Raw genomic sequence first — 24,305 nt, 5'->3', positions numbered from 1 at the left:
CATCCTCGGGTCACGTTCCGCGAGCGCTGAGCCGAGCACGGGCCCGGTGCCCGTACCCTTGGGGCGTGTCCGCCGTGGATCTCGTCCTTCTCCTGCTCATGCTCGTGTTCGCGATCAGCGGATACCGTCAGGGTTTCGTCATCGGGGCCCTGTCGTTCTCCGGCTTCTTCCTGGGCGCGCTGCTCGGCCTCCAGGTCGGGCCGCTGATCGCCCAGCAGTTCACGGCGAGCGGCACCCGCGTGCTGGTCTCCCTGGTGGCGATCTTCGGGCTCGCGGTGCTCGGGCAGGCGCTGGCCGGCTGGCTCGGCTCCAACCTGCGGGCGGCCATCACCGGGCCGGCCGGGCGGAAGGTCGACGACGTCGGCGGCGCGTTCATCTCGGTCATCGCGGTCATGCTGGTGGCCTGGCTGGTCGCCGTGCCGCTCGGCTCCTCCTCGGTGCCGTGGCTGGCCTCCTCGGTCCGTAACAGCGCGCTGCTCACCGTCGTCGACCAGGTGCTGCCGGACAAGGCGCAGGACCTGTCCACCGCGCTGCGCGACACCGTCGACACCAACGGCTTCCCGGACGTGTTCGGCGATCTCGCGCCGACCCGGGCCCGGCAGGTCGCCCCGCCCGACCCGGCGCTGGCCAACTCGCAGGTGGTGCAGAACAGCAGGCGGTCGGTGGTGAAGGTGCTGGGCTCCGCGCCGAGCTGCTCGCGCCGCATCGAGGGCTCCGGCTTCGTGTACGCCGACGACCGGGTGATGACGAACGCGCACGTGGTCGCCGGCACCCGCTCGGTTGCGGTGGAGCTGCGCGGCGAGCGGTACGACGGCGAGGTCGTCGTCTACGACCCGGACCGGGACCTCGCCGTGCTCTACGTTCCCGGGCTGCCCGGCCCGTCGCTGCGCTTCGCCGCCGGTCAGGCCGCCACCGGCGCGGACGCGATCGTGCTCGGCTTCCCGCTCGACGGCCCGTACGACGCCCGCCCGGCCCGGATCCGGGACGTCGACCGGATCACCGGTCCGGACATCTACTCGGCCGGGGACGTCACCCGGGAGATCTACACGATCCGGGCGCTGGTCCGCAGCGGCAACTCCGGTGGCCCGCTGGTCTCCTCGAACGGGCTGGTGCTCGGCGTGATCTTCGCGGCGGCGGCGGACGACCCGAACACCGGTTTCGCGGTGACAGCGGCCGAGGCGCGGCCGGTGGCGCTGGCGGGCGCGGAGCGTACCCGGGGAGTGGCCACCGGCGAGTGCACCTGAGTCGGCCGGCGGCGCTCAGCCGCCCGCCGGCGCTCCCGCCGGTGTCGCCTCGTCGCCGGAGCGGGACAGCGGCAGCCGGGCGCGACCCCAGGTGAGCGTGCGGTCGAGCACCGCCCGCGCCATGATCGCCACGCAGGCGCCGCCGTTGAGGAACGAGGCGACCACGTCGCTGGGGTGGTGCATGCCCCGGTACATCCGGGTGAGCGCCACGCCGACCGGCACCAGCACCAGCAGCGTCCACCAGCCGATCTTGGCCGGGGTGCTGCGTGCCCGCAGCGCCAGCAGCACCGCGAGACCCACGTAGAGCGCGGTGGCCGCCGACGTGTGCCCGGACGGGAAGCTCGAAGTCGGCGGGGAGGCGTCCATGTGCTCGACGGCCGGACGGTTCCGGTCGATCACCATCGTGGTGAACAGGAAGATCAGTGCCTGCGCGGTCACCGCCGCGCAGAGGAACAGCGGCTCCCGCCAGCGGTGCAGCACCAGCCGCAGCACCAGCGCCGCCAGCACCGTGACCACGACGATCATCTGGGTGCTGGCGAGCGTGCTGAACACCAGCGAGACGTCGTTCCAGCCCGGCGTGCGATCGCCGGCCAGCTCCCGGTTGACCGTGTCCTCCACGGTGAACGGCCAGGTACGCGCCAGCACCCGGGTCACCAGCAGGCCCAGACCCACCATCAGCGCGAAGAGCAGGGCCAGCGGCAGCAGGACACGCCGGGTGACTCGGATCACGACATCGGACATGGGCTCGCCTGTACCCCGTGGCGGCTCCGGCTACGCCCGGCCGCCCTCCGGCCGCTGATCGGCCAGCTCCGGCTCGACGCCCTCGCGGAGCGGACGGGCGGACGGTCGCCCGGATCCGCTGCGCCAGGTGGCGAACGCGGCCGAGGTCGCGGCCACCACCGCCGCCCCGAGCACCCAGCCACCCACCACGTCGCTGGTCCAGTGCACGCCCAGCGCGATCCGGCTGAGCCCGGTCACCACAGTCACCAGCAGCGCGGCTGCCCACAGCATGATCCGGCCGGCGCGGCTGTCCCGGGCGAACGGCAGGAACACCAGCAACAGCACCCCGGCCGCCAGCGCCGCGTTGAGCGCGTGACCGGACGGGAACGAGTAACCGGCCGCCCGGGCCACCGGTTCGAGCAGGTCCGGCCGGTCCCGCCCGACCAGGAGCTTGAGCAGCGCGCCGAGCAGCCCACCGGCGATCATGGTGACGACCACCCAGGCCGCGAGCCGGGACGCGCCGCGCCGGAACAGCCACACCGCCACCGCTGCCGCGGCCACCCGCAGCGGGCCGGGCCCGAAGACGTGCGTCCAGACCGTCATCACCGCGACCCAGGCGGGATGGTCCTGCGCGTACCCGTGGAACGCGTCGGTGATCGAGGCGTCCAGCCGGAGCAGCGGCGACCAGGCGCCGAGCACCAGCAGCGCGAGCAGGGCGAACGGGATCAGCACCAGGAACGCGGCGGCGGTGGCCAGGGAGAGCCGCAGACCCAGTGAGTGGTCCCGGTCGAGGCGGCGGCTCCGCCACGACCGGCGGCGCGTGACAGTCGCCCCGGTGGTGTCCATGGGGGCTTCCCTACCCAGGAACGGGCGCGGTCAGACCACCGCGTCGGTCAGCGACGGATCTGCCGGAACCGGCGCACCATCAGCGCGCTGCCGGTGATCAACGCCACGAACAGCGCCAGGCCGCTCCAGAGCCGCTCCGGGGCGCCCACGACGGTCTGCCCCGCCGGCAGCGCCGACCAGCCCTCCGGCCTGCGCCCCAGCGGGTCGCCGCCGCGGCCCGCCGCCGCGGCCCGGGTGTCGCGTCCGTCCTCCGGGGCCGGCCCGAAGCCCACCACGCCGGGAGAGTCGTTGTCGTCCAGCGGGTTGTGACCCACCGACGGCACGTCGGCGGTCAGCGCCGCCACCGGGTCCACCAGGCCGTAGCCGAACCGGTCGTCGCGTCCGGTCGGGCCGAGGTCCCGGGCCGTGCTGATCAGCCGGTTGACCACGTCCCCGGCGGACATCTTCGGGTACCGCGAGCGGACCAGCGCGGCGGTCGCGGCCACCAGCGGCGCGGCGAAGCTCGTCCCCTGCACCCGCCAGTAGCCCCCCTCCGGCCGCGCGCCGTAGAGCGCGGTGGCGGGTGCGCTGAGGACCGTCTCGTGGCCGGTGATCGAGCCGGACCAGAGGTTCTCGCCGGAGCGTTCCAGCCCGGCGACGGCCAGCACGCCGGGCTCCCGGGCCGGGTACCAGACCTTGGTGGTCGTCGAGGTGGCCAGGTTGCCGGTGCAGGCGACCACCACCACGTCCCGGGCGAAGGCGTAGTCGAGCGCCGCGGCCAGGGCCGCGCTGTCGCTGCTGCCGCCCAGCGACAGGTTGACCACTCCGGCGCCGTTGTCCACCGCCCAGCGCACCGCCTTGGCGATGATGAGCGCGTCGTCGTAGCGGTTCTCGGCGTCGAGCACCCGGACCGGGAGGATCTTGGCGTCCGGCGCCAGCCCCACCACGCCCCGGTCGTCGTCGGCCCGCCCGGCGATCAGCCCGGCCACGGTGGTGCCGTGCCCCACCGGATCAGGCCCGTCCGAGCCGTCCGGAGTCACCAGGTCGAGGCCGGGCAGGACCTGGCCGGCCAGGTCGGGATGCGATCCGTCCACACCGGAATCGATCACCGCGACCACCACGCCGCGCCCGGTCGAGGTGCGCCAGGCGGTCTTCGCCCGCAGCTTCTCCAACTGCCACTGCTCGTCGCGGACGTGGTCGCCGCGGAGCACCCGGTCGGGAGCCGCCAACTGCCGCTGAGAGGCGGCGACCGGGACGGACGGCGCGGCCTGTGCCGGCGGCGTCAGCGGACCGGCGACGACGACCAGCGCCGACGCGACGGCCAGCAACGCGCGCCGGGCGACGCGCCGGGGCGGCCCACCGGGCAGGCCCTGCCGATCCCTGGTCACATTCCCCAGCCGTTCCGTCGCGTCAGACACATGCCGCTCGGAGATTACCGGTTGTCCCGGCCGTCACGGGCCAACTCGGCACTTCGGATCACCCGGGCGGAAGATGCGCCAACTGCACCAGGCGCACCCCCTCACGACGGGTGACCAGACGGGCCCGGCCCGGCGGCAGCGGCCCGGCCTTCACCTGACCGACGAGCGCGCCCTCCTCCGGGCCGCCCGACATCACCAGCCCGGCCGTGGACAACTCCCGCAGTCGCTGCACGATCGGCTCGTACGCGGTCCGTCCCGCCCCGCCGGTCCGCCGCGCCAGCACCAGATGCAGCCCGACGTCCCGGGCGTGCGGCAGGTGCTCCTCCAGCGCGCGCAGCGGGTTCGTCGGGCCGCCGGCCACCAGGTCGTAGTCGTCCACCAGCACGAACAGCTCCGGCCCCTGCCACCAGGACCGGCTGCGCAGTTGAGCCGGGGTCACCTCCGGTCCGGGCTGCCGCCCCGCGAGGTAGCCGGCGGCCGACTCGATCAGCTCGGCGGTGTGCGGCGCCGCCGTGCCGTACCCGATCAGGTGTGGAGTGTCGATCACGCCCATCAGGCTGCGCCGGTAGTCCACGAGCATCACCCGGGCCTGCTCCGGGGTGAACCGGTTGACGATCGACGTGGCGAGCGCGCGCAGGAACGACGACTTGCCGCACTCGGCGTCGCCGAAGACCATGAAGTTCGGCTCGGTGGCGAAGTCCAGCACCACCGGGGCGAGGTCCGCCTCCGCCACGCCGATCGGGAACGCCAGCCCGGTTGTCGCGCTCTGGTCCAGCTCGGCGTAGGGCAGCACCGGCGGCAGCAGCCGCACCCGGGGCGCGGGCGGACCGGTCCACGCCCCGGCGACCGCCTTCACCAGGTCGGCGGTCTCGCCGCCGAGCGCGTCGACCCGGGGCACGGCGGTGAGGAAGTGCAACCCGCCGGCGGTGATGCCCCGCCCCGGCCGCTCCTCCGGCACCGTCGCCGCCAGCGCCCGCTTGACCACCACCGAGTCGGCCGGGTCGCCCAGGCGCAGCTCCAGCCGGGAGCCGAACAGGTCGCGGATCGCCGGGCGGAAGTCCGACCAGCGCAGCGCGGTCGCCACCACGTGCACCCCGTACGCCAGGCCGCGAGTGGCCAGTTCGGTGACCAGCGGTTCCAGGTCCTCGTACTCGCCGCGCAGGGTGTTCCAGCCGTCCACCACCAGGAACACGTCGCCGAAGGCGTCGGTCGCGCCCGCCGCCCGGCGCTGTCGCCACGCGGCCATCGACTCCACGCCCGCCTCGGCGAAGCGCCGCTCCCGCTCCGCGAGCAGGCCGGCGACCTCGCCGACGGTACGGCGCACCGCGGTGCCGTCGGAGCGCCCGGTGACACCGCCCACGTGTGGCAGGTCGCGCAACGTGCCCAGCGTGCCGCTGCCGAAGTCGAGGCAGTAGACCTGCACCTCGGCCGGGGTGTGGGTGAGCGCCAGCGCGCAGACCAGGGTGCGCAGCAGGCTGGACCGGCCGCTGCGGGTGGTGCCGACCACCGCGACGTGCCCGGCCGCGCCGTCCAGCGCCAGCCAGAGCAGGTCACGCCGCTGCTCGAACGGCTTGTCCACCACCGCCACCGGCACCTGCAGCGCCCCGTGCAGCTCCGGATTCGCCACCGTGAGCCCGCGTACCGGGTCGGCGCCGACCGGGCCGAGCAGCTCGTCCAGGGCGGGCGAGGCGTCCAGCGGCGGCAGCCACACCTGGTGCGCCGGCGGGCCCTGCCCGGACAGCCGGTCCACCAGCAGGTCCAGCAGCGTCTCGCCGCTGTCGTCCTCGGCGGGGAGGGCGGCGGGCGTGGCCGGCTCGGGCACCGGCACCAGATGGGTGGAGAAGGCGAGCACCCGCGACTCACCGGCGTCGGGCGCGCCCGCCGGCCCGCCGCGCCGGTGGACCGCGCCGGAGACGTACGCGGCCTTGAACCGCACCAGCGGGTCGGTGCCGGAACGCAGGTAGCCGTGCCCCGGGCTGCGCGGCAGTTCGTGCGCGTCCGGCACGCCCAGCACCGTCCGCGACTCCAGCGCCGAGAACGTCCGCAACCCGATCCGGTACGACAGGTGCGTGTCCAGCCCGCGCAACCGCCCCTCCTCCAGCCGCTGGCTGGCCAGCAGCAGGTGCACCCCGAGCGACCGGCCCAGGCGGCCGATCTGCACGAACAGGTCGATGAAGTCGGGCTTGGCCGACAGCAGCTCGGAGAACTCGTCGCAGATCAGCAGCAGTGACGGCAGCGGCGCCAGCGGCGAGCCGGCCGCCCGGGCGCGCTCGTAGTCGCGCACGCTCGCGAAGTTGCCCGCCCGGCGCAGCAGTTCCTGCCGGCGCATCAGCTCACCGTTTATCGCGTCCACCATCCGGTCCACCAGTGGCAGCGCGTCAGCCAGGTTGGTGATCACGGCGGCGGTGTGCGGCAGCCGCTCGAACGGCGCGAACGTGGCGCCGCCCTTGAAGTCGACGAGCACGAAGTTGAGCTGCTCCGAGCTGTGCGTGGCGGCCAGCCCGAGCACGAGCGTGCGCAGCAGCTCCGACTTGCCGGAGCCGGTCGCGCCGATCAGCAGGCCGTGCGGGCCCATGCCGTCCTGCGCCGACTCCTTCAGGTCGAGGTCGATCGCGCCGCCGTCCGCGCCAACCCCGATCGGCACCCGCAGCCGGTCCCGCGCGGCCCGGGGCGCCCAGCCCTGCTCTGCGGTGAAGCCGTCCGGGTCACCGAGCCCGAGCAGCTCGGGCAGGCCGGGTTCGGCGCCGGGCGGCGCGTCCGGCCCGCGTACCGTGCCGGCGAGCCGCAGCGGCGCGAGCCGCCGGGCCACCGCCTCGGCGTCGGCGGTCGCCAGCGCGTCGGCGGCGCCCACCTCGGCGTGCCCCTCGGCGGAGTGCGAGTGCAGCCGGCCGTCGACCAGGTCGAGCAGGAGGGCGTACCGGTCGAGCAGCCGGGGCGGCGGAGTGTCCAGGTCGAGCACGGTGACCGCGTCGATGCCGCCGTCGCCGGCCAGGTCGGTGGCCCCGGTCAGGTCGCCGCCGTCGAGCACCACCACGACGTGCGGCCCGTCCGTGGCCACGCCGTGCGGACTGAACCGCGACCGGGCGCCGAGCACGTCGTGCAGCAGCCGTTCCAGGTCGGCGGCGGAACTGGTGACCAGCCGCACCGGGCCGAGCGCGTCGGTACGGCTCGGGTGGTGGGCGTGCGGCAGCCACTTGACCCACTCCCAGGCGGCCCGGCGTTCCGGCCCGGAGCAGACCGCGATCAGCAGCTCGTCCGGCGCGTGGAAGACGGCGAGCTGGGTGAGCACCGCCCGGGCCAGCGCCTGCGCGGCGGGCGAGCCGGCGCCGCGTACCGGGCCGGCCGGCCCGCGCACGAAGACCCGGGCGAAGCTGCGCAGCGACAGCGCCACCGGCAGGTCCGGCACCACCGAGTACGCGTCCAGGAAACGCCGCAGCGCCCCGGCCGTCATCGGCTCCAGCTCCTCCAGCGGGCGGGTGACCGGCGGGACCAGCGGGGTGGCGAGCGTCTGCGGCCCGACACCGACCCGGACCACGGCGAAGTCCGCGTCGCCGGGCCGCCGTTCCCAGACCCGGTGGCTGTCGACGGTGGACCAGAGTCGCCCCGGATCGGGATGGCGGTAGGACAGGCCGGCCCGCTGCGCGCCGGCGGTCTCCCGCACCCGGCGGCGCAGCGTGGCCAGGTGCCGCAGGTACTCCCGGCGGGCGGCCATCAGCTCGGACTTCTTCGGCCCGGCGCTGCCCCAGGTGGTCACGAGCATCGCCAGCGAGGAGAGGCCGAACATGCCGCCCACCACGTACGAGTAGGCGCCGCCGCCCCGGCCGAACATCATCGCCATGGCCACCGTCCCGCCGAGCATCGGCAGCACCATCAGCGCCTGCTGCCAGCGCCCGCCGGCAGCCACCGGGATCTCCGGCGGCGCCTCGACCGGCAGCTCGCCGACCGGAATCTCCGGCGCCGGGCGGCGTGGCGGCCGCTTGATGACGACAGTGGACACTCACCCTCCCCGGAAGTGGCTCTGGGTAACCCGAGCCTGGCTCATCGTAGGTAAAGTCCTCTCGTCCGTCAGCCCACTGTTCCCGCTCGGTATGGAGGTGCCTCGATGACAAGCGGGCTCGCCCGGGTCACCATCAGCGCGCCCCGGCGGCGGGTCGACGTGGCCCTACCGGAGCAGGTCCCCCTGGCCGAGCTGCTGCCCGAGGTGCTCCGGCACGCCGGGGAAGGCCTGGCCGACGACGGGGAACGGCACGGTGGGTGGGTGCTGCGCCGCACCGACGGCGGGGTGCTCGCCACCGCGCAGGCGCTCCTGCCGCAGGGCGTCCGCGACGGCGAGGTGCTGCACCTGGTGCCGGCCCATGCCGAGTGGCCCGAGCTGGAGTACGACGACGTGGTCGAGGCGATAGTCGACGGGGCCCGGCGCCGGGGCGCCGCCTGGTCGGCCCGCGCCACAAGGGCCGCCGCGCTCGGCGGCGCCGCCGTACCCCTGGCCGTCGGGCTGGTCGCCGTGGTCGCGGCCGGTCCCGGTGAGCGCGGCTGGCCGGTGGCCGCCGCGATCGCCCTGATCCTGGTGCTCACCGCCACCGCGGCCTCCCGGGCGTACGCCGACGGCGCCGTCGGCGCCACGCTCGGCGGGTACGCGCTGCCCTGGGCGGCGACGGCCGGTGCGCTCGCCGTCGCCTCCGGCGATCCGGTCGGCCCGATTCCCGGCCTGCGCTGGGTGGGCGCTCCGGAACTGCTCGTCGGCTCGGTGGCGCTGCTGCTGGTGGCGGTGCTCGGGCTGCTCGGCGTGGCCAGCCGGTCCCGGGTCTTCGTGGCCGGGGTGACGGCGGGCGTGACCGGCGTGGCGTCCGCGTTCGGCGGGCTGCTGCTCGACCCGGCCGGCGCCGCGGCCGTCCTGCTCGCCGTGCTGGTGTTCGCGCTCGGCGGGCTGCCGTTGCTGGCCATCCGGGTCGGCAAGCTGCCGCTGCCACCGCTCACCCTGCCCAGCCCGGCCGGCACCCGGGACCTGCCGGACCGGGGCCGGGTGCACGCGGCGGTGGCCCGCGCCGAGGAGGTGCTGACCGGGATGCTCCTCGGCCACGCGCTGCTCGCGGTCGGCGCGGTCGCGGTGCTCGTCGCCACCGGCCGGACCGCCGGGCTGCTGCTCGCCGCCGTCGCCTGCGGGGTGCTGCTGCTGCGCTCCCGGCTGTTCGTGGCGGTCCGCCACCGGGTGCCCGCCGTCGTCGCCGGGCTGGCCGGGTACGCCCTGCTCGGCGCGGTGCTGGCCGAACACGCCGGTCCGGCCGGCCGGTTCGCGCTGGCCGTGGGCGGGCTGGCGCTGGCCCTGGTCACGGTCACCGCGGGCGCCACGTACGCCCGGCGACCCGTCTCCCCGTACCTCGGCCGGCTGGCCGACCTGACCGACACCGCGCTGGTGGTCGCGGTCGTGCCGGTGGCCTGCGCGGTGCTGGGCCTCTACGACCGGGCCCGCGACCTGCTCGCCTGAACACGCGGAGGCCCGGGTCGCGAAGCGCGACCCGGGCCTCCGGCGAAAGCGTGAGCGTCAGTGCAGCGTCTCGCCGCGCTCCTCGGCCTCCTTGGCCCGCCGGTACGAGGCGGCGATCTCCGCCTCGGCCTCGACCCGGCCGACCCAGGTCGCGCCCTCGACCGACTTGCCCGGCTCCAGGTCCTTGTAGACCTCGAAGAAGTGCTGGATCTCCAGCCGGTCGAACTCGCCCAGGTGGTGGATGTCGCGCAGGTGCTCCTGGCGCGGGTCCTCGTAGGGCACGCAGAGGACCTTGTCGTCGCCGCCCTTCTCGTCCGTCATCCGGAACATGCCGATGGTCCGGCAGCGGATCAGGCAGCCGGGGAAGGTCGGCTCGGGCACCAGCACCAGCGCGTCCAGCGGGTCGCCGTCCTCGCCGAGGGTGCCCTCGATGAAGCCGTAGTCGGCCGGGTACTGCGTGGAGGTGAAGAGGGTACGGTCCAGCCGGATGCGGCCGGTCGCGTGGTCTACCTCGTACTTGTTGCGGTGACCCTTGGGGATCTCAACCGTGACGTCGAAATCCATCTCCCACGCTCCCTCGTTTGCCCACGCTGGCTAACGGAACCAGCGGTTCGCCCCCGGCGCGGGGGAACGCCCCCCGTCGGCCTCGGCCGCCGCATAGTGTTCGGACCGAAGTAGTGTCGCCCAAGGCGATTTCGAGCGGGGAGGAGGGGGCCGTGGGGAGGGAAGATTCACACTACCGCCCCGAGAGGGTTGACGGGTCCGCTTCCGGGGGTTCCGGTTCCGGTGGCGCCACCGGCCGGGTGTCCGTCCCGGGTGCGAACGTCCCCCACCGTCCGGCTCCGGGTCCGATCCCGGTGAGCCCGCCGGTCCCGCCGGCCGGCGCCGCGCCGCCCCCGCCCTCCCCGCCTCCGGCCGCGCCGCGTCGCCGCTCCCGGCTGGTCGCGGCGCTCGCGTGCGTACTCGTGCTGGCCCTGGCGGTCGCCGGGCTGGCCGTGTTCCGGCCCGGTCCGGTCGCGGGCTGGCTGGGCGACGACAGTTCTTCGGGTACGGCGGTCGCCGCGCCGCCCGAGCCCACCCCGCCGGCCGTGCTGGCCGGACCGGACGGCAACGCCCCGCTGCCCACCGAGGCCGGAATCCGCGCTGCCCTGGACCCGCTGGTGCGCGCCGCCGCGCTCGGCGACCGGGTACACCTGTCGGTGGCCGACGTGAGCACCGGCCAGGCGCTCTACGGCAGCGGCCAGGACACCCCGACGGTGCCCGCCTCGGTGACCAAGCTGGCGACCGGCGTGGCGGTGCTCGCGGCGCGCGGCCCGGCCTACCGGATCCCGACGAGGGCGGTGGCCGGCCCGAACCCGGGCGAGGTGGTCCTGGTCGGCGGCGGTGACCCCACGCTCGCCGTGGACAAGGACGGCTTCTACCCGGGCGCGGCCCGGCTGGACGACCTCGCCGCCCAGGTGCGCAACGCGCTCGGCGGCACCGCGCCGACCAAGGTGATCGTCGACTCGTCGCTGTTCACCGGCCCGGTCTTCGAACCCGGCTGGGACTCCGACATCCCCACCGGCGGGTTCGGCGCGGCGATCACCGCGCTGATGACCGACGGCGCCCGGAAGAACCCGGCGGAGGCGCGCCGCACCGCCGAGCAGACCAACCACGCCGCCGAACGGGTGCCCCAGCCCGACCTGACCGCCGGCCGGCAGTTCGCCAAGCTGCTCGGGCTCACCGGCGGCGCGGCCCAGGTGACCCGGGGCACCGCGCCGGCCGCGTCCGGCGCCACCGGTACGGCCCCCGGCGCCGAACTGGGCACCGTCGAGTCCCTGCCGATGATCCGGCTGGTCGACATCATGATCAGCGACAGCGACAACGTGATCGCCGAGGCGATGGCCCGCCAGGTGGCGCTCGCCAAGGGCAAACCCGGCTCGTTCGCCGGCGGCGCCGCGGCCACCGGCCAGGTGCTCGGCGAGCTGGGCCTGCCGGCCGGCGAGATCAGCCTGGCCGACGGCAGCGGGCTGTCCCGCACCAACCGGATCAGCCCCTCGCTGCTCACCGACCTGATCACGCTCGCCGGCAACGGCAGCCACCCCGAACTCGCCGCGATCTTCGGCGGCCTGCCGGTCGGTGGCTGGTCCGGCACGCTCGACGAGCGCTACCGCGCGGCGGCGACGAGCGCCGGCGCGGGCGTGGTGCGCGCCAAGACCGGCACGCTCAGCGGGGTCAACGCCATCGCCGGCACGGTCACCACCGCCGACGGCCGGCTGCTCACGTTCGCCGTGCTCACCGACCGGACGCAGGGCTCGCTGGACGAGACCCGGGCGGCCCTGGACCGGATCACCTCCGCGCTGGCCGGGTGCGGCTGCCGCTGACCGACGGGCGTCGATCGGCGGGCGCGAGCCCGGGTGGGGGTGTTCCGGCGCGGGTACGGTGGGTTCATGGCGCAGTTCGTGGACTGGGATCTGGCCGCCGCGACAGCGGGGGCGCTGAGCAAGTCGGGCCCCCGGGTGTCGTACGCCGAGGCCACCGACGTGGTCGGCGACCTGCGCCGGCTGACCGAGGAGGCGGCCGGGCACGTCGCCGACTACACCGGCCTGCGTCCGCAGGTCGCCCACCCGCCGGTACGCGTGGTCGACCGCCGGGACTGGGCCGCGGCGAACATCGCCGGGCTGCGTGAGGTGGTGTCCCCGCTCGTGGAGCGCCTCTCCGGCGACAAGCGGCCGGGCGCGCTCACCGAGGCGATCGGCTCCCGCGTGACGGGTGTGCAGGCCGGCACCGTGCTGGCGTACCTCAGCGGCCGCGTGCTCGGCCAGTACGAGGTGTTCGCCGGTGACCCCGGCCAGCTGCTGCTGGTGGCCCCGAACATCCTCGAGGTGGAGCGGAAGCTCGGCGCGAACTCGCGCGACTTCCGGCTCTGGGTGTGCCTGCACGAGGTCACCCACCGCACCCAGTTCACCGCCGTGCCGTGGATGCGCGCGTACTTCCTCGGCGAGGTGCAGGCGTTCGTGGACGCCTCCCAGGGCGGCGAGCACCTGCTGGAACGGCTCCGCCGCGGCGTGGCCACGCTCTCCGACGCGGTCAAGGACCCGGAGAGCCGGGCCAGCGTGCTGGACATCGTGCAGACCCCGGCCCAGCGCGCCGTGCTGGACCGGCTGACCGCGCTGATGACGCTGCTGGAGGGGCACGCCGAGTTCGTGATGGACGGCGTCGGCCCGCAGGTCATCCCCAGCGTCGAGTCGATCCGGGCGGCGTTCAACCGCCGCCGCGAGTCCGGCAACCCACTGGAGAAGGCGATCCGGCGGCTGCTCGGCATCGAGGTCAAGATGCGCCAGTACGCCGAGGGCCGCAAGTTCGTGCACGGCGTGGTCGACCGGGTGGGGATGCCGGGCTTCAACAAGATCTTCTCGTCGCCGCTGACGCTGCCGCGCCTGGACGAGCTGGGCGACCCGGACGCCTGGGTGAACCGCGTACACGGGCCCGCCGGTGCCACCCCGCCCCTCGGCTGACCCGCCCGGCCCGGGTAGTTCGCCCAGTTCGGTCGGTGCGCTGAGTTCGGCTGGCTCGGTCGTGCCGGGCGGTCCCGCCGGCTCGGCGGATCCGGCTGGCTCGGTGGATCGCCCCGGCCGGGCTGATTCCGGCGCGCGATCGCGCCGCTCTCCGTCGCCCGCTCCCGCCGTCGCCGCCGTGCGGCTCGCCGTACGCCGGACGCTGACCGGCCTGCCCGGCGCCGGACCGGTGCTGGTGGCCTGCTCCGGCGGCGCCGACTCGCTCGCGCTCGCCGCCGCCACCGCGTTCGTGGCTCCCCGCCTCGGCCGCCCGGCGGGCCTGGTGACAGTCGACCACGGCCTGCAGCCCGGCTCCGCCGAGCGGGCCGAGGCGGTCGCCGCCTGGGCCCGCTCGGCCGGGCTCGACCCGGTCGAGATGCTTCCGGTACGGGTGGACGGCCGGCCCGGCGGCCCCGAGGCGGCCGCCCGCGAGGCCCGGTACGAGGCGCTGGTCGCGGCGGCCCACCGGCACCACGCGGCCGGGGTGCTGCTCGGGCACACCCGGGACGACCAGGCCGAGACGGTCCTGCTCGCGCTGGCCCGGGGCGCCGGGCCACGAGGGCTGTCCGGGATGCCGGAAAGTCGTGATCTCGACGGGGTACCGCTGCTGCGCCCACTTCTCGACATCCCACGTGCCGACACCCGGGACGCCTGCGCCGCGCTCGGGCTCGACCCGTGGGCGGACCCGCACAACGCCGACCCCGCGTACGCCCGGGCCCGGGTCCGGTCCGACGCGCTGCCGGCACTCGTCGACGCGCTCGGGCCGGGGGTGGTGGCGAACCTGACCCGTACCGCCCGCCTGCTCGCCGCGGACAACGCCGCGCTCGACGCGCTCGCGGACGCCGCGCTGGCCGACGTCCGGGCCGACGGCCGTGCGCTCTCCGTCGACGGGCTGGCCGGGTTGCCGGCCGCCGTGCGTACCCGGGTGCTGCACACCTGGGCCCGCGAGCTGGGCGCCGCGCCGGCCGCGCTGTCCCACAGTCACGTGGCAGCGCTGGACGCCCTGGTCACTGATTGGCGCGGCCAGGGCCCGGTGCACCTGCCCGGCGGCCACCAGGTACGCCGCCAGGCCGGTCACCTCCTGCCCTGACCGGTGATCCAGCCGGGTTCGCGCCGCCACTCCGGCGACCTGGCGCCCCGCGGCGTCTCGCCCCTCCCGCCTCGCCTCGCCTGGCGGTGATCAAGGACTTTGTGTCCACTTCACGCCTCCGGCAGCCCGCAAACTCCTTGATCACGGGTGCGGCGCGGGAAGCGGGCCCACCCGGGGGCGGTGATCATGAGGTTGGCGGGGAGGAAACGGACGAAATCCACGGTCAACTTCATGATCGCCGGGGTGGGCCGGGCCGGGGTGGGCCGGGGTGGGCCGGGTGGAGGGGGAGCGTCAGGCGGTGGTGCGTTCGCGGAAGGTGGTGCGGTAGGCGAGCGGGGTGGTGCCGACGCGGCGGGTGAAGTGGTGCCGCAGCGCCGCCGCGTCGCCGAAGCCGGCCTGCTCGGCGACGCCTTCCACGCTCAGCGTGGTGTCCTCCAGCAGGTGCCGGGCCAGCAGCACCCGCTGGTTGGTCAGCCAGTCGTGCGGGGTGGTGCCGGTCTCGGCGCGGAACCGGCGGGCGAACGTGCGCGGGGCCATGCCGGCGCGCGCGGCCAGCTCGTCCACTGTCACCGGGTGGCGGAGGTGCCCCATCAGCCACTCCAGCACCGGTTCCAGGGTGGGCGCCTCGGGGGCCTTCGGGATGGGCGCCTCGACGTACTGGGACTGGCCGCCGTCGCGGTGCGGTGGGACGACCATCCGGCGGGCCAGCCGGGTGGCCACGGCGGAGCCGTGCTCCTGGCGTACCAGGTGCAGGCAGGCGTCGATGCCGGCGGCGGTGCCGGCGCTGGTGAGCAGCCGGTCGTCCTGCACGTAGAGCGAGTCGCACTGCACCTGGGCGGCCGGGAAGCGTCGCTGGAGCTCGTCGGTGTAGCGCCAGTGGGTGGTGCAGGCGCGCCCGTCGAGCACGCCGGCTTCGCCGAGGACGAACGCGCCGGCGCAGACGCTGAGCAGCCAGGCTCCGCGGTCGGCGGCGCGGCGCAGCGCGGCGAGCACCGGTTCGGGCACCGGGGCGCCGTCGGCGTGCGCGGGCACCGCCACCAGGTCGGCGTCCTCGACCACTGTGAGGTCGGCGGTGGGGGCGAGCAGGAATCCGGAGCGGCTGCGGACCGGGCCGCCGTCGGCGGTGCAGACATCGAACCGGTAGCTGGGGAAGCCGTCGGCGGTGCGGTCGGTGCCGAAGACCTCGGCGAGCACGCCGAGCTCGAACGCGGCGACCTGGTCCATGACGATGACGGCGACCGAGCGGAGCATGTGACGAGGGTAACCCGACCGATGGCAGTAAATCGATGCCCAATGACATTCCTGCCACTGTCCGTATCGGTCGGTGGCTCGCAGAATCAATGGTGTCCGGTGCGCACCGGCGGCGAAAACCGTCTCAACCATGTGAAAGCGAGCGCCGCCATGACCGTTCTGATGTTCCTGCTCTTCCTGCTTCTCCTCGTCGGGGCCAGCGCCTTCGGGCTCACCGCCGACACCCGCGACTCGGCCGACTGGAAGCCGAGCGACGACGGGCAGCGCTGGCGCTCCCGTACCTGCTGAGGTGATTAATCCAGATCGCGCCGAAAATCCCCGGCGGGACCGCGCCAAAAGGAGCGGCCCCGCCGACGGCCGCCGTGGGGCGTACGGCAGGCTAGGAGCATGGCTGACGGCTCCTGGTACGACGCCGACATCGACCACGTGATCATCTCGGAGGCCCAGATCCGCGACAAGACCGCGGAGCTGGCCAAGCAGGTCTCGGCGGACTACGCGCACGTCGAGGACGGCCTCCTGCTCGTCTGCGTGCTCAAGGGCGCGGTCATGTTCATGGCCGACTTCGCCCGCGCGCTGGGCCGCCAGGGCCCGCCCGCCGAGCTGGAGTTCATGGCCGTCTCCTCCTACGGCCAGGGCACCACCTCGTCCGGCGTGGTCCGCATCCTCAAGGACCTGGACCGGGACATCGCCGGCCGGCACGTGGTGGTGGTCGAGGACATCGTCGACTCCGGTTTGACCCTGTCCTGGCTGCTGCGCTACCTGGAGTCGCGCTCCGCGGCCAGCGTCGAGGTGGTCGCGCTGTTCCGCAAGCCGGACGCGGTCAAGGTGCAGGTTCCGGTCAAGTACGTCGGATTCGACATCCCCACCGAGTTCGTCGTGGGCTACGGCCTCGACTTCGGCGAGCGCTACCGCGAGGTGCCCTACGTCGGGGTGCTCAAGCCCGAGGTGTACGCCCGGGCGTGAGTTCCGCCGAGCCCTTCGTCAGCGGACATTCAGCGGGCTCTCAGCCTTCCGGTCTACGGTAGGGGCCGGTGACGTGGAGGCACCCTCCACGCCCGACCCCTCGAACCGCTGACCGTGCGGTATGGGTGGGCCGGGTGCGGAGCTCCCCGCCACGCCGGCCCAAACCCGGGTTCGCCCTGCGCGTAAGTGACGGGCTCGCAAGCTCGCTCGTCGCGCGTACGGTGTACCGTCGAATGACCGTGGTGCGGCAGTTTGCGTGCCCCGGGGGTCGGGCCGGCCCGCACGGCGGCCGCGGCCGCCGCTCAAGGCGGCGACACCATTCAGACGGTCAGGACGTCGATCAGGAGGATGCGGGCGCCTCGGCACCCGACAACAGCATGGAACGTACGCGTTTCTTCCGCCGACCGGTGGTCTGGATCATCCTGGTCATCCTCGGCGCCGTTGTGCTCAGTCAACTGTTCACCGCTGGTCCCAGCTACCACCGGGTGGACACGTCCGTCGCGCTCGACCAGCTCAACAAGGGCGGCATCGAGAAGGTCGTCTTCCAGGACAAGGAGCAGACGCTCCAGCTCGACCTGAAGGACAAGGCCAAGTTCGGCGACGACACCACCACCGACAAGATCGAGGCGCAGTTCCCGTACGAGGTCGGCGGCCAGGTCTGGAACCAGGTCCGCGAGGCCGAGGCGGCGGACCGGATCACCGGCCCGGTCGACACCAAGGTGTCGTCGGACAGCATCTGGGTCAGCCTGCTGGTCAACCTGCTTCCCATCGCGCTTCTCGTGCTCCTGCTGCTGTTCTTCATGTCGCAGATGCAGGGTGGCGGCTCGCGGGTGCTCAACTTCGGCAAGTCCAAGGCGAAGATGATCACCAAGGACACGCCGAAGACCACCTTCGCGGACGTGGCCGGGGCCGAGGAGGCCGTCGAGGAACTGCACGAGATCAAGGACTTCCTGCAGAACCCGGCGAAGTACCAGGCCCTCGGCGCCAAGATCCCGAAGGGCGTGCTGCTGTTCGGCCCGCCCGGAACCGGCAAGACGCTGCTGGCCCGCGCGGTCGCCGGCGAGGCCGGGGTGCCCTTCTACTCCATCTCCGGCTCCGACTTCGTCGAGATGTTCGTCGGCGTCGGCGCCAGCCGTGTCCGCGACCTGTTCGAGCAGGCCAAGTCGAACGCCCCGGCGATCGTCTTCGTCGACGAGATCGACGCGGTCGGCCGCCACCGTGGCGCCGGCATGGGCGGCGGCCACGACGAGCGGGAGCAGACGCTCAACCAGCTTCTGGTCGAGATGGACGGCTTCGACACCAAGGGCGGCGTGATCCTGATCGCCGCCACCAACCGGCCGGACATCCTCGACCCGGCGCTGCTGCGCCCGGGCCGGTTCGACAGGCAGATCCCGGTCGACGCCCCCGACATGGAGGGCCGCAAGGCCATCCTGCGGGTGCACGCTAAGGGCAAGCCGTTCACGCCCGACGTCGACCTCGACGCGGTCGCCCGGCGTACCCCGGGCTTCAGCGGCGCCGACCTGGCCAACGTGATCAACGAGGCCGCGCTGCTCACCGCCCGTAAGGAGCAGCGGGCGATCACCAACGACTCCCTGGAGGAGTCGATCGACCGGGTGATCGCCGGCCCGCAGCGCCGGACCCGGGTGATGAGCGACCAGGAAAAGAAGATCACCGCGTACCACGAGGGTGGGCACGCGCTGGTCGCCTGGGCGCTGCCGCACGCCGCGCCGGTGCACAAGGTGACCATCCTGTCCCGGGGTCGCTCGCTGGGTCACACGCTCGTCCTCCCGACGGAGGACAAGTACACCCAGACCCGGGCCGAGATGATCGACACCCTGGCGTACGCGCTCGGTGGCCGGGCGGCGGAGGAGCTGGTCTTCCACGAGCCGACCACCGGCGCCGGCAACGACATCGAGAAGGCCACCCAGCTGGCCCGCGCGATGATCACGCAGTACGGCATGAGCTCCAAGCTCGGTGCGATCAAGTACGGCACCAGCGGCGACGAGCCGTTCCTCGGCCGCAACATGGGCCACGAGCGGGACTACTCCGACGCGGTGGCCGCCGAGATCGACGGCGAGATGCGCGCGCTGATCGAGCTGGCCCACGACGAGGCCTGGGAGATCCTGGTGGAATACCGGGACGTCCTGGACAACATGGTCCTGGAGCTGATGGAGAAGGAGACCCTCTCCACCGCCGACATGGCCCGCATCTGCGCCCGGGTGGTCAAGCGCCCGCCGATGGCCCCGTACCACGGCTTCGGCAAGCGTCAGCCCTCCACCGAGCCGCCGGTGCTCACCCCGGCCGAGAAGGAGGCGCTGGCGACGCAGGCCCGCGCCGACGCGGCCGCCTCGATCGGTGGTTCCAGCTCGATCGGTGGTTCCAGCAACAACTCGGACGGTACGCACTGAACAGCGATCCGACGACGGCCGGCTCCCCGCACAGGGAGTCGGCCGTCTCCGCGACCGAGCCCGACGGCGACGACGCGCTCGACTACGTGGCCGCGCGCCTGATCAGCGGCAAGCTGACAGGTGGTCCGGTGGAGGACAGCGTCGACCTCGCCCGGATCGAGAAGGCGGTACGCGAGATCCTCATCGCGGTCGGCGAGGACCCGGACCGCGACGGCCTCCAGCAGACCCCGGCCCGGGTCGCCCGCGCGTACGCCGAGCTCTTCGCCGGCCTGCGGGTCGACCCGGCGCAGGTGCTGCGCACCACGTTCGAGGCCAACCACGAGGAACTGGTGCTCGTCCGGGACATCGACGTGATGAGCCTCTGCGAGCACCACCTGCTGCCGTTCCGGGGCAGCGCGCACATCGGCTACATCCCCGGCCCGGACGGCCGCATCACCGGCCTGTCCAAGCTGGCCCGGCTGGTCGAGGTGTTCGCCCGGCGGCCGCAGGTGCAGGAGCGGCTCACCTCGCAGATCGCCGACCTGCTGATGTCCAGCCTCGCCCCGCGCGGCGTGATCGTGGTGCTGGAGTGCGAGCACATGTGCATGGCGATGCGCGGCATCCAGAAGTCCGGCGCGAAGACGATCACGTCCGCGGTGCGCGGCGGCCTGCAGAACGACGCGAAGTCGCGGGCCGAGGCGATGGCGCTGATCATGGCGCGCTGACCCTCGACCGACACCGACGGCCGCGTACTCCCGCCCGGGAGACGCGGCCGTCGTCAGCTCGGCAGCATGGCCAGCAGCAGGCCGGCGGCGGTGAGCACGGCCGGGATCAGGCAGACCAGGGCCCCGAACCGGGGCGTGCGGTCCACCCGGTCGGTCGGACGCGGGCGGAAGAGCCGCCCCACCGCGAGCCAGCCCAGCATGAACGCGACGGCCGGCAGCGGCAGCCCCACCAGCAGCGCCAGCACCGTCACCGCCCCCGGCCCGGCCACCGCGTACAGCACGAGCTGGAGCAGCGGCACCACGAGCGCCAGCGGCCCGTACACCAGCAGGTTGCGCGGCCGGGACGGCCACCGCGCCAGCCGGGGCAGGCCCCGCGCGGCTAGCGTGTCGTCCGCCGCGTCCGCCCAGTCCCCGGCGGCGCGCAACGCCGCCAGCACCGCCGACGGCCCACCCGCCATCGACCGGGCCGCCTCGGTCACCTCCGGCGGCGTCGGTACCAGCGACAACGCCGGTACGCCCAGCTCACGCAGCCGGGACTGCTGCGGCGCCAGCCGTTCGCGTACCGCTGTCAGCTCCTCTCGGGCCGCCGCCACCGACCGCGCCTGCTCCCCGGCGGCGGTGGCCGCCGCCCGGCGTACGCCGTCGAGCGCCCGTGCGGCCGCGACGTACTCCGTCCAGGCCGACTCGGCGGGTTCCGCCACGGTTGTCGGTCCGCCGTTGCGGGGCCCGGGCACGGTCGTGCCGGTCTCGCTCATGCCGAACCCTCCCCGGCGCCGAACGGCACGAAAACGGTGCCCTGCTCGTCCGGGCCGTCCCAGAGCATCGCGCGGCCCGGCCGGGGCCGCCACCAGACCGGACGGTCGAAGAGCTGCTCCAGCCGCCCGCCCGGCACGTCGGTGACCGCCACGGCGGTGAGCTTGTCCAACTCACCCTCCGGGCCGAGCAGCCCGGCCAGCGGCGCCGGCGTCCGCCACCAGCCGAGCAGGTGCCGCCCGGCCGGCGGGCCCTCCAGCAGCAGCGACCGCAGCAACTCCGGCGGCAACTCGGTGGCGTCCGGCACGTCCACCCCGAACACCACCAGGTAGCCGGGCTCGTCCGACGCCATCGCGGTCCGCAGCCCGGCCGCGTCGACGGTCTCCACCCGATGCCGCCCGGCCAGTTCGGCGGCCAGCACCCCGGCCGGCTCGGCCGACCCGTTCGCCAGCGGCGCCAGCACGAACCGGGCCGCGCCCGGATGCGCCGCCGCCGCGCTGCGGACCGCCGTCACCAACAGCCGCTCGGCCTCCTCGTCCCGGCCCAGGACGGCCAGGTTGCGCCCGGCGCCCGGCCCGAGCGGCACCGTCACTGTGGAGCGCCGCACGTCCACCGCCCGGCCCAGCAGGGCGGCGGGAGCGTGGGCCCGGCCGGCCAGCGCGGCCCGGTGCCGCGGGTCGTTGGCGAGCAGCGGGCGGGCGTACCCGGCGAACACCACCGGCGGCGTCGCCGACTCGCCCCGCGCCTCCCAGAGGCGTCGCCGCAGGCCGGCCAGGACCTCCGGATCCTCGTACGGGTCCGGGAAGCGGATCATCCGCTCATGCCCGCGGGTCGCGCCGCGCGGACCGCCCAGACCGCCCGCCGTGTTCACCACCGCGCTGCCCACCGGCAGCCCGGCCGCCGAGTCGTTCGCCGGCTCCAGCACCGCCGAGCCGCCGGGCAGTGCCACCCGCACCGGGAACTGGCCGAGCAGCGGATCCCGCGGGCCGCCGATGCCCAGGTCACCCTCGCCCGCGAGGACCAGGTGGATGCCGTACGACCGGCCGGCGCGGGCCAGCGCGTCCAGCCGGGCCAGCAGGTCGGCGGCGAGCCGGTCCCGCTCGCGCAGCACCAGCGGGAAGTTGTCGATCACGCAGACGATCCGGGGCAACGGCTGGTGCTGCCGCAGCTCGGCGTAGCGCTGCCCGCCGGCCCGCCGGGACGCCTCTTCGCGGCGGCGCAACTCCGCCTCCAGCTCGCCGAACAGGTCGGCCACGTACTCCCGGTCGGCCGCCATCCCGGCCGAGCGCACCTGCGGCACCCAGGAACGGTCCCGCTCGGTCTGCAGGAACTCCACGAAGGACTCGCCGTCGGCCAGATCGGCCAGGTAGAGCGCCAGCTCGTCCGGACCGTACCGGGCGGCGAGCCCGAACAGAGCGTCCGTCAGGAACGCCGACCGGCCCGCCTGGCCCCGGCCACTGACCAGCCAGTGCGGGGTCAGCTCGGTGAAGCCGAGGCTGACCGGACGCCCGGCGGCGTCACCCACAGTGGTGCTCAGCCCGTCCGCCGAGCCGTCCGTCCAGAAACCGTCCGCCGGGAGCAGGTCACCCAGCGAGAGGCGGGAGCCGTCCTCGATCTGCCGGACCAGCCGCGCGCACACAGCGGCGACCAGCTCGGCGGGCGGGTCGTCGTCCAGGAACACCGGCGAGTTCAGCCCGCCCGGCGGCTCCACGCCGGGACTGCTGAACCCGGCGCCGGGCGGGTCGCCGACGAGCGCGTACGCGGTGCGGACCGTGATCGCCGTGGCGCGCGGCAGCGGACCGCCGTCCGGCCAGCCGGCGACCACCAGATGCAGCCCGGCCCGGGGCCCGCCCTCGGCCAGGCCGGCGAGCCGGTCCAGGTCGGCAGTGGTAGTACCCTCCGGCAGCGCGGCCACCACGAGCAGCAGCGTCCGGTCGTGCGCCCGCTGCCGGGCCGTGCCCGCGGCCACCCACTGCTCCGCCTCGGCCAGCACCGCGCGCATCCCCGCGAGGTCGGTGGCGGGCGGGGGCAGCAGGCCGGCGTCGGCGAGCGGCGCGTACCCGGCGAAGGTCTCACCGGAACCGCCGTCCACCGCGCGAGCCAGCAGCGCTCCCGCCGGCGTCGCCGCGAACACGCGCAGCAGCAGCGCGCGGAGCAGCCCCGCCACCCGAGGGTCCAAGGCGTCGGCGTCGAGGCTCACGTGACCGCTGCCGAACAGGGGCGCGAGCGCGGGGAACCGGGCGTCGTCGAGCGGCGCGGCGGTGCCCATCCGGACCAGCGGCGGCGGGCCGTCACCGGGTGGCGTCGCCGCGGTCAGCGTCTCCAGCGGACCGCCGGCCCAGCCCGGCGCGGCCAGTTCAGCAGCCGCCCGCAGGCGCTCGGCCAGCTCGTACTGCCGGTGATGGTCGGCCGGCGCGGGCCGGATCTCGTCGAGGATGCCCGCCGCCGCCGTTGCGGCGGCCTCGGCCCGGCGGTGCAGCGCGGCGGCCCGGCCGGCGCGCGCCTTCGGAGTCGCCACCGCGTCCACCTCTCTTCCCGAGGCCGACATGTCCTCCCCGAGGTGTGACGGTAACCCAGCCGGGGGCCGTCCACCGGGATGTCGGTCGGCGCGGTGAGCTGGTCGGCGGTGAGCAGCCTCACCCCGCCGCCGGGCGGCCTCCGCCCGGCGGTTCGCCACGATCCGCCGGTTCCAGGCATTGGGTACGCGACGCGCAGCCGATAGCCTCAGGAGGTGGAATCAGTGCAGCCCCCCGCCGGTTCCCAGGTGTCCCGAGTACCGGCGCAGCGGACCCCGCCGGAGCAGTTGGCGCCTCCCGCGCCCGCTCCCGCGCCGGTACGCCCCAAGCGGTCGCTGCGGACGGTCGTCGGCGTCGTCGCGGGGGTGCTGGCGCTGCTGTGCACGGGTGGAGCGGTGGCCGGATTCGTGCTGTACGACCGCGCGACAGCGCCGGACCGAAGCGCCCCCGACGTGGTCGTGGCCAACTATATTCAGGCATTTCTGGATGACCGGAACGACACAAAGGCACAAGAGTTCACCTGCGCAAGGCAGACCGGGCTGGATGGACTACGAGCGCTTCGCGACGACCTCGTATCCCGGGAACAGCGCTTCAACACGACGATCTCGGTGAGCTGGGGCCCGCTGGCCATCCAGGAGTCCGGCGAGGTCGCCATGGTCGAGGTCGAGCTGATCATCTCCGCCTCAGTCGAGGGCATTTCGCAGAGTGAGCGGCAGAAGTGGCGGTTCGAGACGCGGCGCGACGATGGCTGGGGCGTCTGCTCTGCGCAGCGTGCCGACTGACTTCCGGCTACTCCAGCCATAGCAGGTGCACCGGCACCTCCAACGTGGTCGGTGCCTGACCGCGCCAGGCCCACCGGTACCACTCCAGTTCCGGCGTGACCCGCACGCAGATGTCGCCGTCCGCCCCGGAGTAGGTCTCGGTGACGGCGCGCAGGTCACGCCGTTCCACGCCGTTGTCCACGTGCACCACGCGCCGGCCGGTCACCGCGTCGGCCTCGAACACCGGGGTGGGCGGCCGGCGGTTCGGGGCGTCCAGCGAGACCAGCCGGATTCCCGAGGGGGCTGGTGAGGTCGGCGGGGGTCGCTCGCCGATCGTCTCCACCCAGACCCGTTCCACGGGCACCAGCGGGGCGAACACCTCCACCTGCTCGGATTCGGCCCGGTACCACTCGTGTTCCGGGATCACAGGTACGTAGGTGCGGCTGCCCTGCACGACGCGCTCGTCAGCCCGCAGGTCCCCGCGCCAGCCGAGGCCGGGAAGGCCGACGAGTACCCGCCGGCCGCGCAGCTCGGTTCCGCTCGTGGCGGGCACCGTCTCGACCGGCCGGGGCGGCAGTGGTGCCCAGTCCGGCCGGTCGGCGAACGGGTCGGGCAGGGGGTTGCTCATCCG

The 24,305-nt window shown here is 74.5% G+C and carries 19 protein-coding genes; 10 read left to right on the top strand and 9 right to left on the bottom strand.

Annotated elements, in window-relative coordinates; translation table 11 throughout:
• Nucleotides 1-65: 65 nt before the first annotated feature.
• Complete coding sequence (locus tag PVK74_RS19630; RefSeq protein ID WP_043327876.1) at nucleotides 66-1,244, top strand: MarP family serine protease; 1,179 nt, start codon at nucleotides 66-68, stop codon at nucleotides 1,242-1,244.
• Between the two features lie 15 nt (nucleotides 1,245-1,259).
• On the opposite strand, the gene PVK74_RS19625 is transcribed toward PVK74_RS19630, so the two are convergent.
• The 4 genes from PVK74_RS19625 to eccCa form a co-directional block, all read right to left on the bottom strand.
• Nucleotides 1,260-1,985 (bottom strand): phosphatase PAP2 family protein, encoded by a 726-nt coding sequence (locus tag PVK74_RS19625; RefSeq protein WP_166457506.1) that lies wholly within the window; start codon nucleotides 1,983-1,985, stop codon nucleotides 1,260-1,262.
• A gap of 30 nt (nucleotides 1,986-2,015) precedes the next feature.
• Nucleotides 2,016-2,810 (bottom strand): phosphatase PAP2 family protein, encoded by a 795-nt coding sequence (locus tag PVK74_RS19620; protein WP_064446795.1) that lies wholly within the window; start codon nucleotides 2,808-2,810, stop codon nucleotides 2,016-2,018.
• A gap of 47 nt (nucleotides 2,811-2,857) precedes the next feature.
• Complete coding sequence (gene mycP / locus PVK74_RS19615) at nucleotides 2,858-4,156, bottom strand: type VII secretion-associated serine protease mycosin (RefSeq protein ID WP_064446861.1); 1,299 nt, start codon at nucleotides 4,154-4,156, stop codon at nucleotides 2,858-2,860.
• A gap of 109 nt (nucleotides 4,157-4,265) precedes the next feature.
• Nucleotides 4,266-8,204, bottom strand: coding sequence for a type VII secretion protein EccCa (gene eccCa, locus PVK74_RS19610; RefSeq protein ID WP_274476974.1), 3,939 nt, complete (start codon nucleotides 8,202-8,204; stop codon nucleotides 4,266-4,268).
• Nucleotides 8,205-8,309: 105 nt separating this feature from the next.
• Here eccCa and eccD point away from each other — a divergent pair, with 105 nt between their 5' ends.
• Nucleotides 8,310-9,692, top strand: coding sequence for a type VII secretion integral membrane protein EccD (eccD, locus tag PVK74_RS19605; protein ID WP_274476972.1), 1,383 nt, complete (start codon nucleotides 8,310-8,312; stop codon nucleotides 9,690-9,692).
• 57 nt (nucleotides 9,693-9,749) lie between these two features.
• Here the strand turns inward: eccD and PVK74_RS19600 are convergent, their stop codons facing one another.
• A complete protein-coding gene (locus PVK74_RS19600) occupies nucleotides 9,750-10,256 on the bottom strand; it encodes an inorganic diphosphatase (protein ID WP_013288994.1) in 507 nt (168 codons plus the stop codon).
• 293 nt (nucleotides 10,257-10,549) lie between these two features.
• Between PVK74_RS19600 and dacB the strand changes: the two genes are divergently transcribed.
• The 3 genes from dacB (at nucleotide 10,550) to tilS (ending at nucleotide 14,318) form a co-directional block, all read left to right on the top strand.
• Nucleotides 10,550-12,055, top strand: a complete 1,506-nt coding sequence (dacB, locus tag PVK74_RS19595; protein WP_369830110.1) for a D-alanyl-D-alanine carboxypeptidase/D-alanyl-D-alanine endopeptidase — start codon at nucleotides 10,550-10,552, stop codon at nucleotides 12,053-12,055.
• A 66-nt stretch (nucleotides 12,056-12,121) separates the two neighbouring features.
• Nucleotides 12,122-13,189 carry a zinc-dependent metalloprotease gene (locus tag PVK74_RS19590; RefSeq protein WP_043330860.1) on the top strand — a complete coding sequence of 356 codons (1,068 nt, stop codon included), beginning with the start codon at nucleotides 12,122-12,124 and terminating at the stop codon, nucleotides 13,187-13,189.
• A gap of 178 nt (nucleotides 13,190-13,367) precedes the next feature.
• The gene (tilS, locus tag PVK74_RS19585) at nucleotides 13,368-14,318 is read left to right on the top strand and encodes a tRNA lysidine(34) synthetase TilS (RefSeq protein ID WP_274476971.1); all 951 of its coding nucleotides are present in this window, start codon (nucleotides 13,368-13,370) and stop codon (nucleotides 14,316-14,318) included.
• A gap of 291 nt (nucleotides 14,319-14,609) precedes the next feature.
• Here the strand turns inward: tilS and PVK74_RS19580 are convergent, their stop codons facing one another.
• Entirely contained in the window at nucleotides 14,610-15,569 is a 960-nt protein-coding gene (locus PVK74_RS19580; RefSeq protein ID WP_064446790.1) for a GlxA family transcriptional regulator, read from the bottom strand.
• Nucleotides 15,570-15,719: 150 nt separating this feature from the next.
• Between PVK74_RS19580 and PVK74_RS19575 the strand changes: the two genes are divergently transcribed.
• The 4 genes from PVK74_RS19575 to folE all read left to right on the top strand — a co-directional run bounded on the left by PVK74_RS19575 (nucleotide 15,720) and on the right by folE (nucleotide 19,644).
• Nucleotides 15,720-15,857: a hypothetical protein gene (locus PVK74_RS19575; RefSeq protein WP_187693985.1), complete on the top strand. Its 138-nt coding sequence runs from the start codon at nucleotides 15,720-15,722 to the stop codon at nucleotides 15,855-15,857.
• A gap of 99 nt (nucleotides 15,858-15,956) precedes the next feature.
• Complete coding sequence (gene hpt, locus PVK74_RS19570) at nucleotides 15,957-16,532, top strand: hypoxanthine phosphoribosyltransferase (RefSeq protein WP_013288988.1); 576 nt, start codon at nucleotides 15,957-15,959, stop codon at nucleotides 16,530-16,532.
• Nucleotides 16,533-16,909: 377 nt separating this feature from the next.
• Complete coding sequence (gene ftsH, locus PVK74_RS19565; protein WP_043327886.1) at nucleotides 16,910-18,940, top strand: ATP-dependent zinc metalloprotease FtsH; 2,031 nt, start codon at nucleotides 16,910-16,912, stop codon at nucleotides 18,938-18,940.
• 86 nt (nucleotides 18,941-19,026) lie between these two features.
• Entirely contained in the window at nucleotides 19,027-19,644 is a 618-nt protein-coding gene (folE, locus tag PVK74_RS19560; protein WP_013288986.1) for a GTP cyclohydrolase I FolE, read from the top strand.
• A 53-nt stretch (nucleotides 19,645-19,697) separates the two neighbouring features.
• Here the strand turns inward: folE and PVK74_RS19555 are convergent, their stop codons facing one another.
• Nucleotides 19,698-20,399 carry a hypothetical protein gene (locus tag PVK74_RS19555; RefSeq protein WP_166457513.1) on the bottom strand — a complete coding sequence of 234 codons (702 nt, stop codon included), beginning with the start codon at nucleotides 20,397-20,399 and terminating at the stop codon, nucleotides 19,698-19,700.
• The gene (locus PVK74_RS19550; protein WP_274476969.1) at nucleotides 20,396-22,924 is read right to left on the bottom strand and encodes an FtsK/SpoIIIE domain-containing protein; all 2,529 of its coding nucleotides are present in this window, start codon (nucleotides 22,922-22,924) and stop codon (nucleotides 20,396-20,398) included. The genes PVK74_RS19555 and PVK74_RS19550 overlap by 4 nt, the downstream gene beginning before the upstream one ends.
• Before the next feature lie 213 nt (nucleotides 22,925-23,137).
• On the opposite strand from PVK74_RS19550, the gene PVK74_RS19545 reads away from it, so the two are divergent.
• A complete protein-coding gene (locus tag PVK74_RS19545; protein WP_113973588.1) occupies nucleotides 23,138-23,695 on the top strand; it encodes a hypothetical protein in 558 nt (185 codons plus the stop codon).
• A 7-nt stretch (nucleotides 23,696-23,702) separates the two neighbouring features.
• On the opposite strand, the gene PVK74_RS19540 is transcribed toward PVK74_RS19545, so the two are convergent.
• Nucleotides 23,703-24,302, bottom strand: coding sequence for a hypothetical protein (locus PVK74_RS19540; protein ID WP_113973587.1), 600 nt, complete (start codon nucleotides 24,300-24,302; stop codon nucleotides 23,703-23,705).
• Nucleotides 24,303-24,305 lie beyond the last annotated feature (3 nt).

Source organism: Micromonospora chalcea (genome assembly GCF_028768405.1).
Taxonomy (GTDB): Bacteria; Actinomycetota; Actinomycetes; order Mycobacteriales; family Micromonosporaceae; genus Micromonospora; species Micromonospora chalcea.
This window is presented reverse-complemented; position numbering and strand designations above follow the sequence as displayed.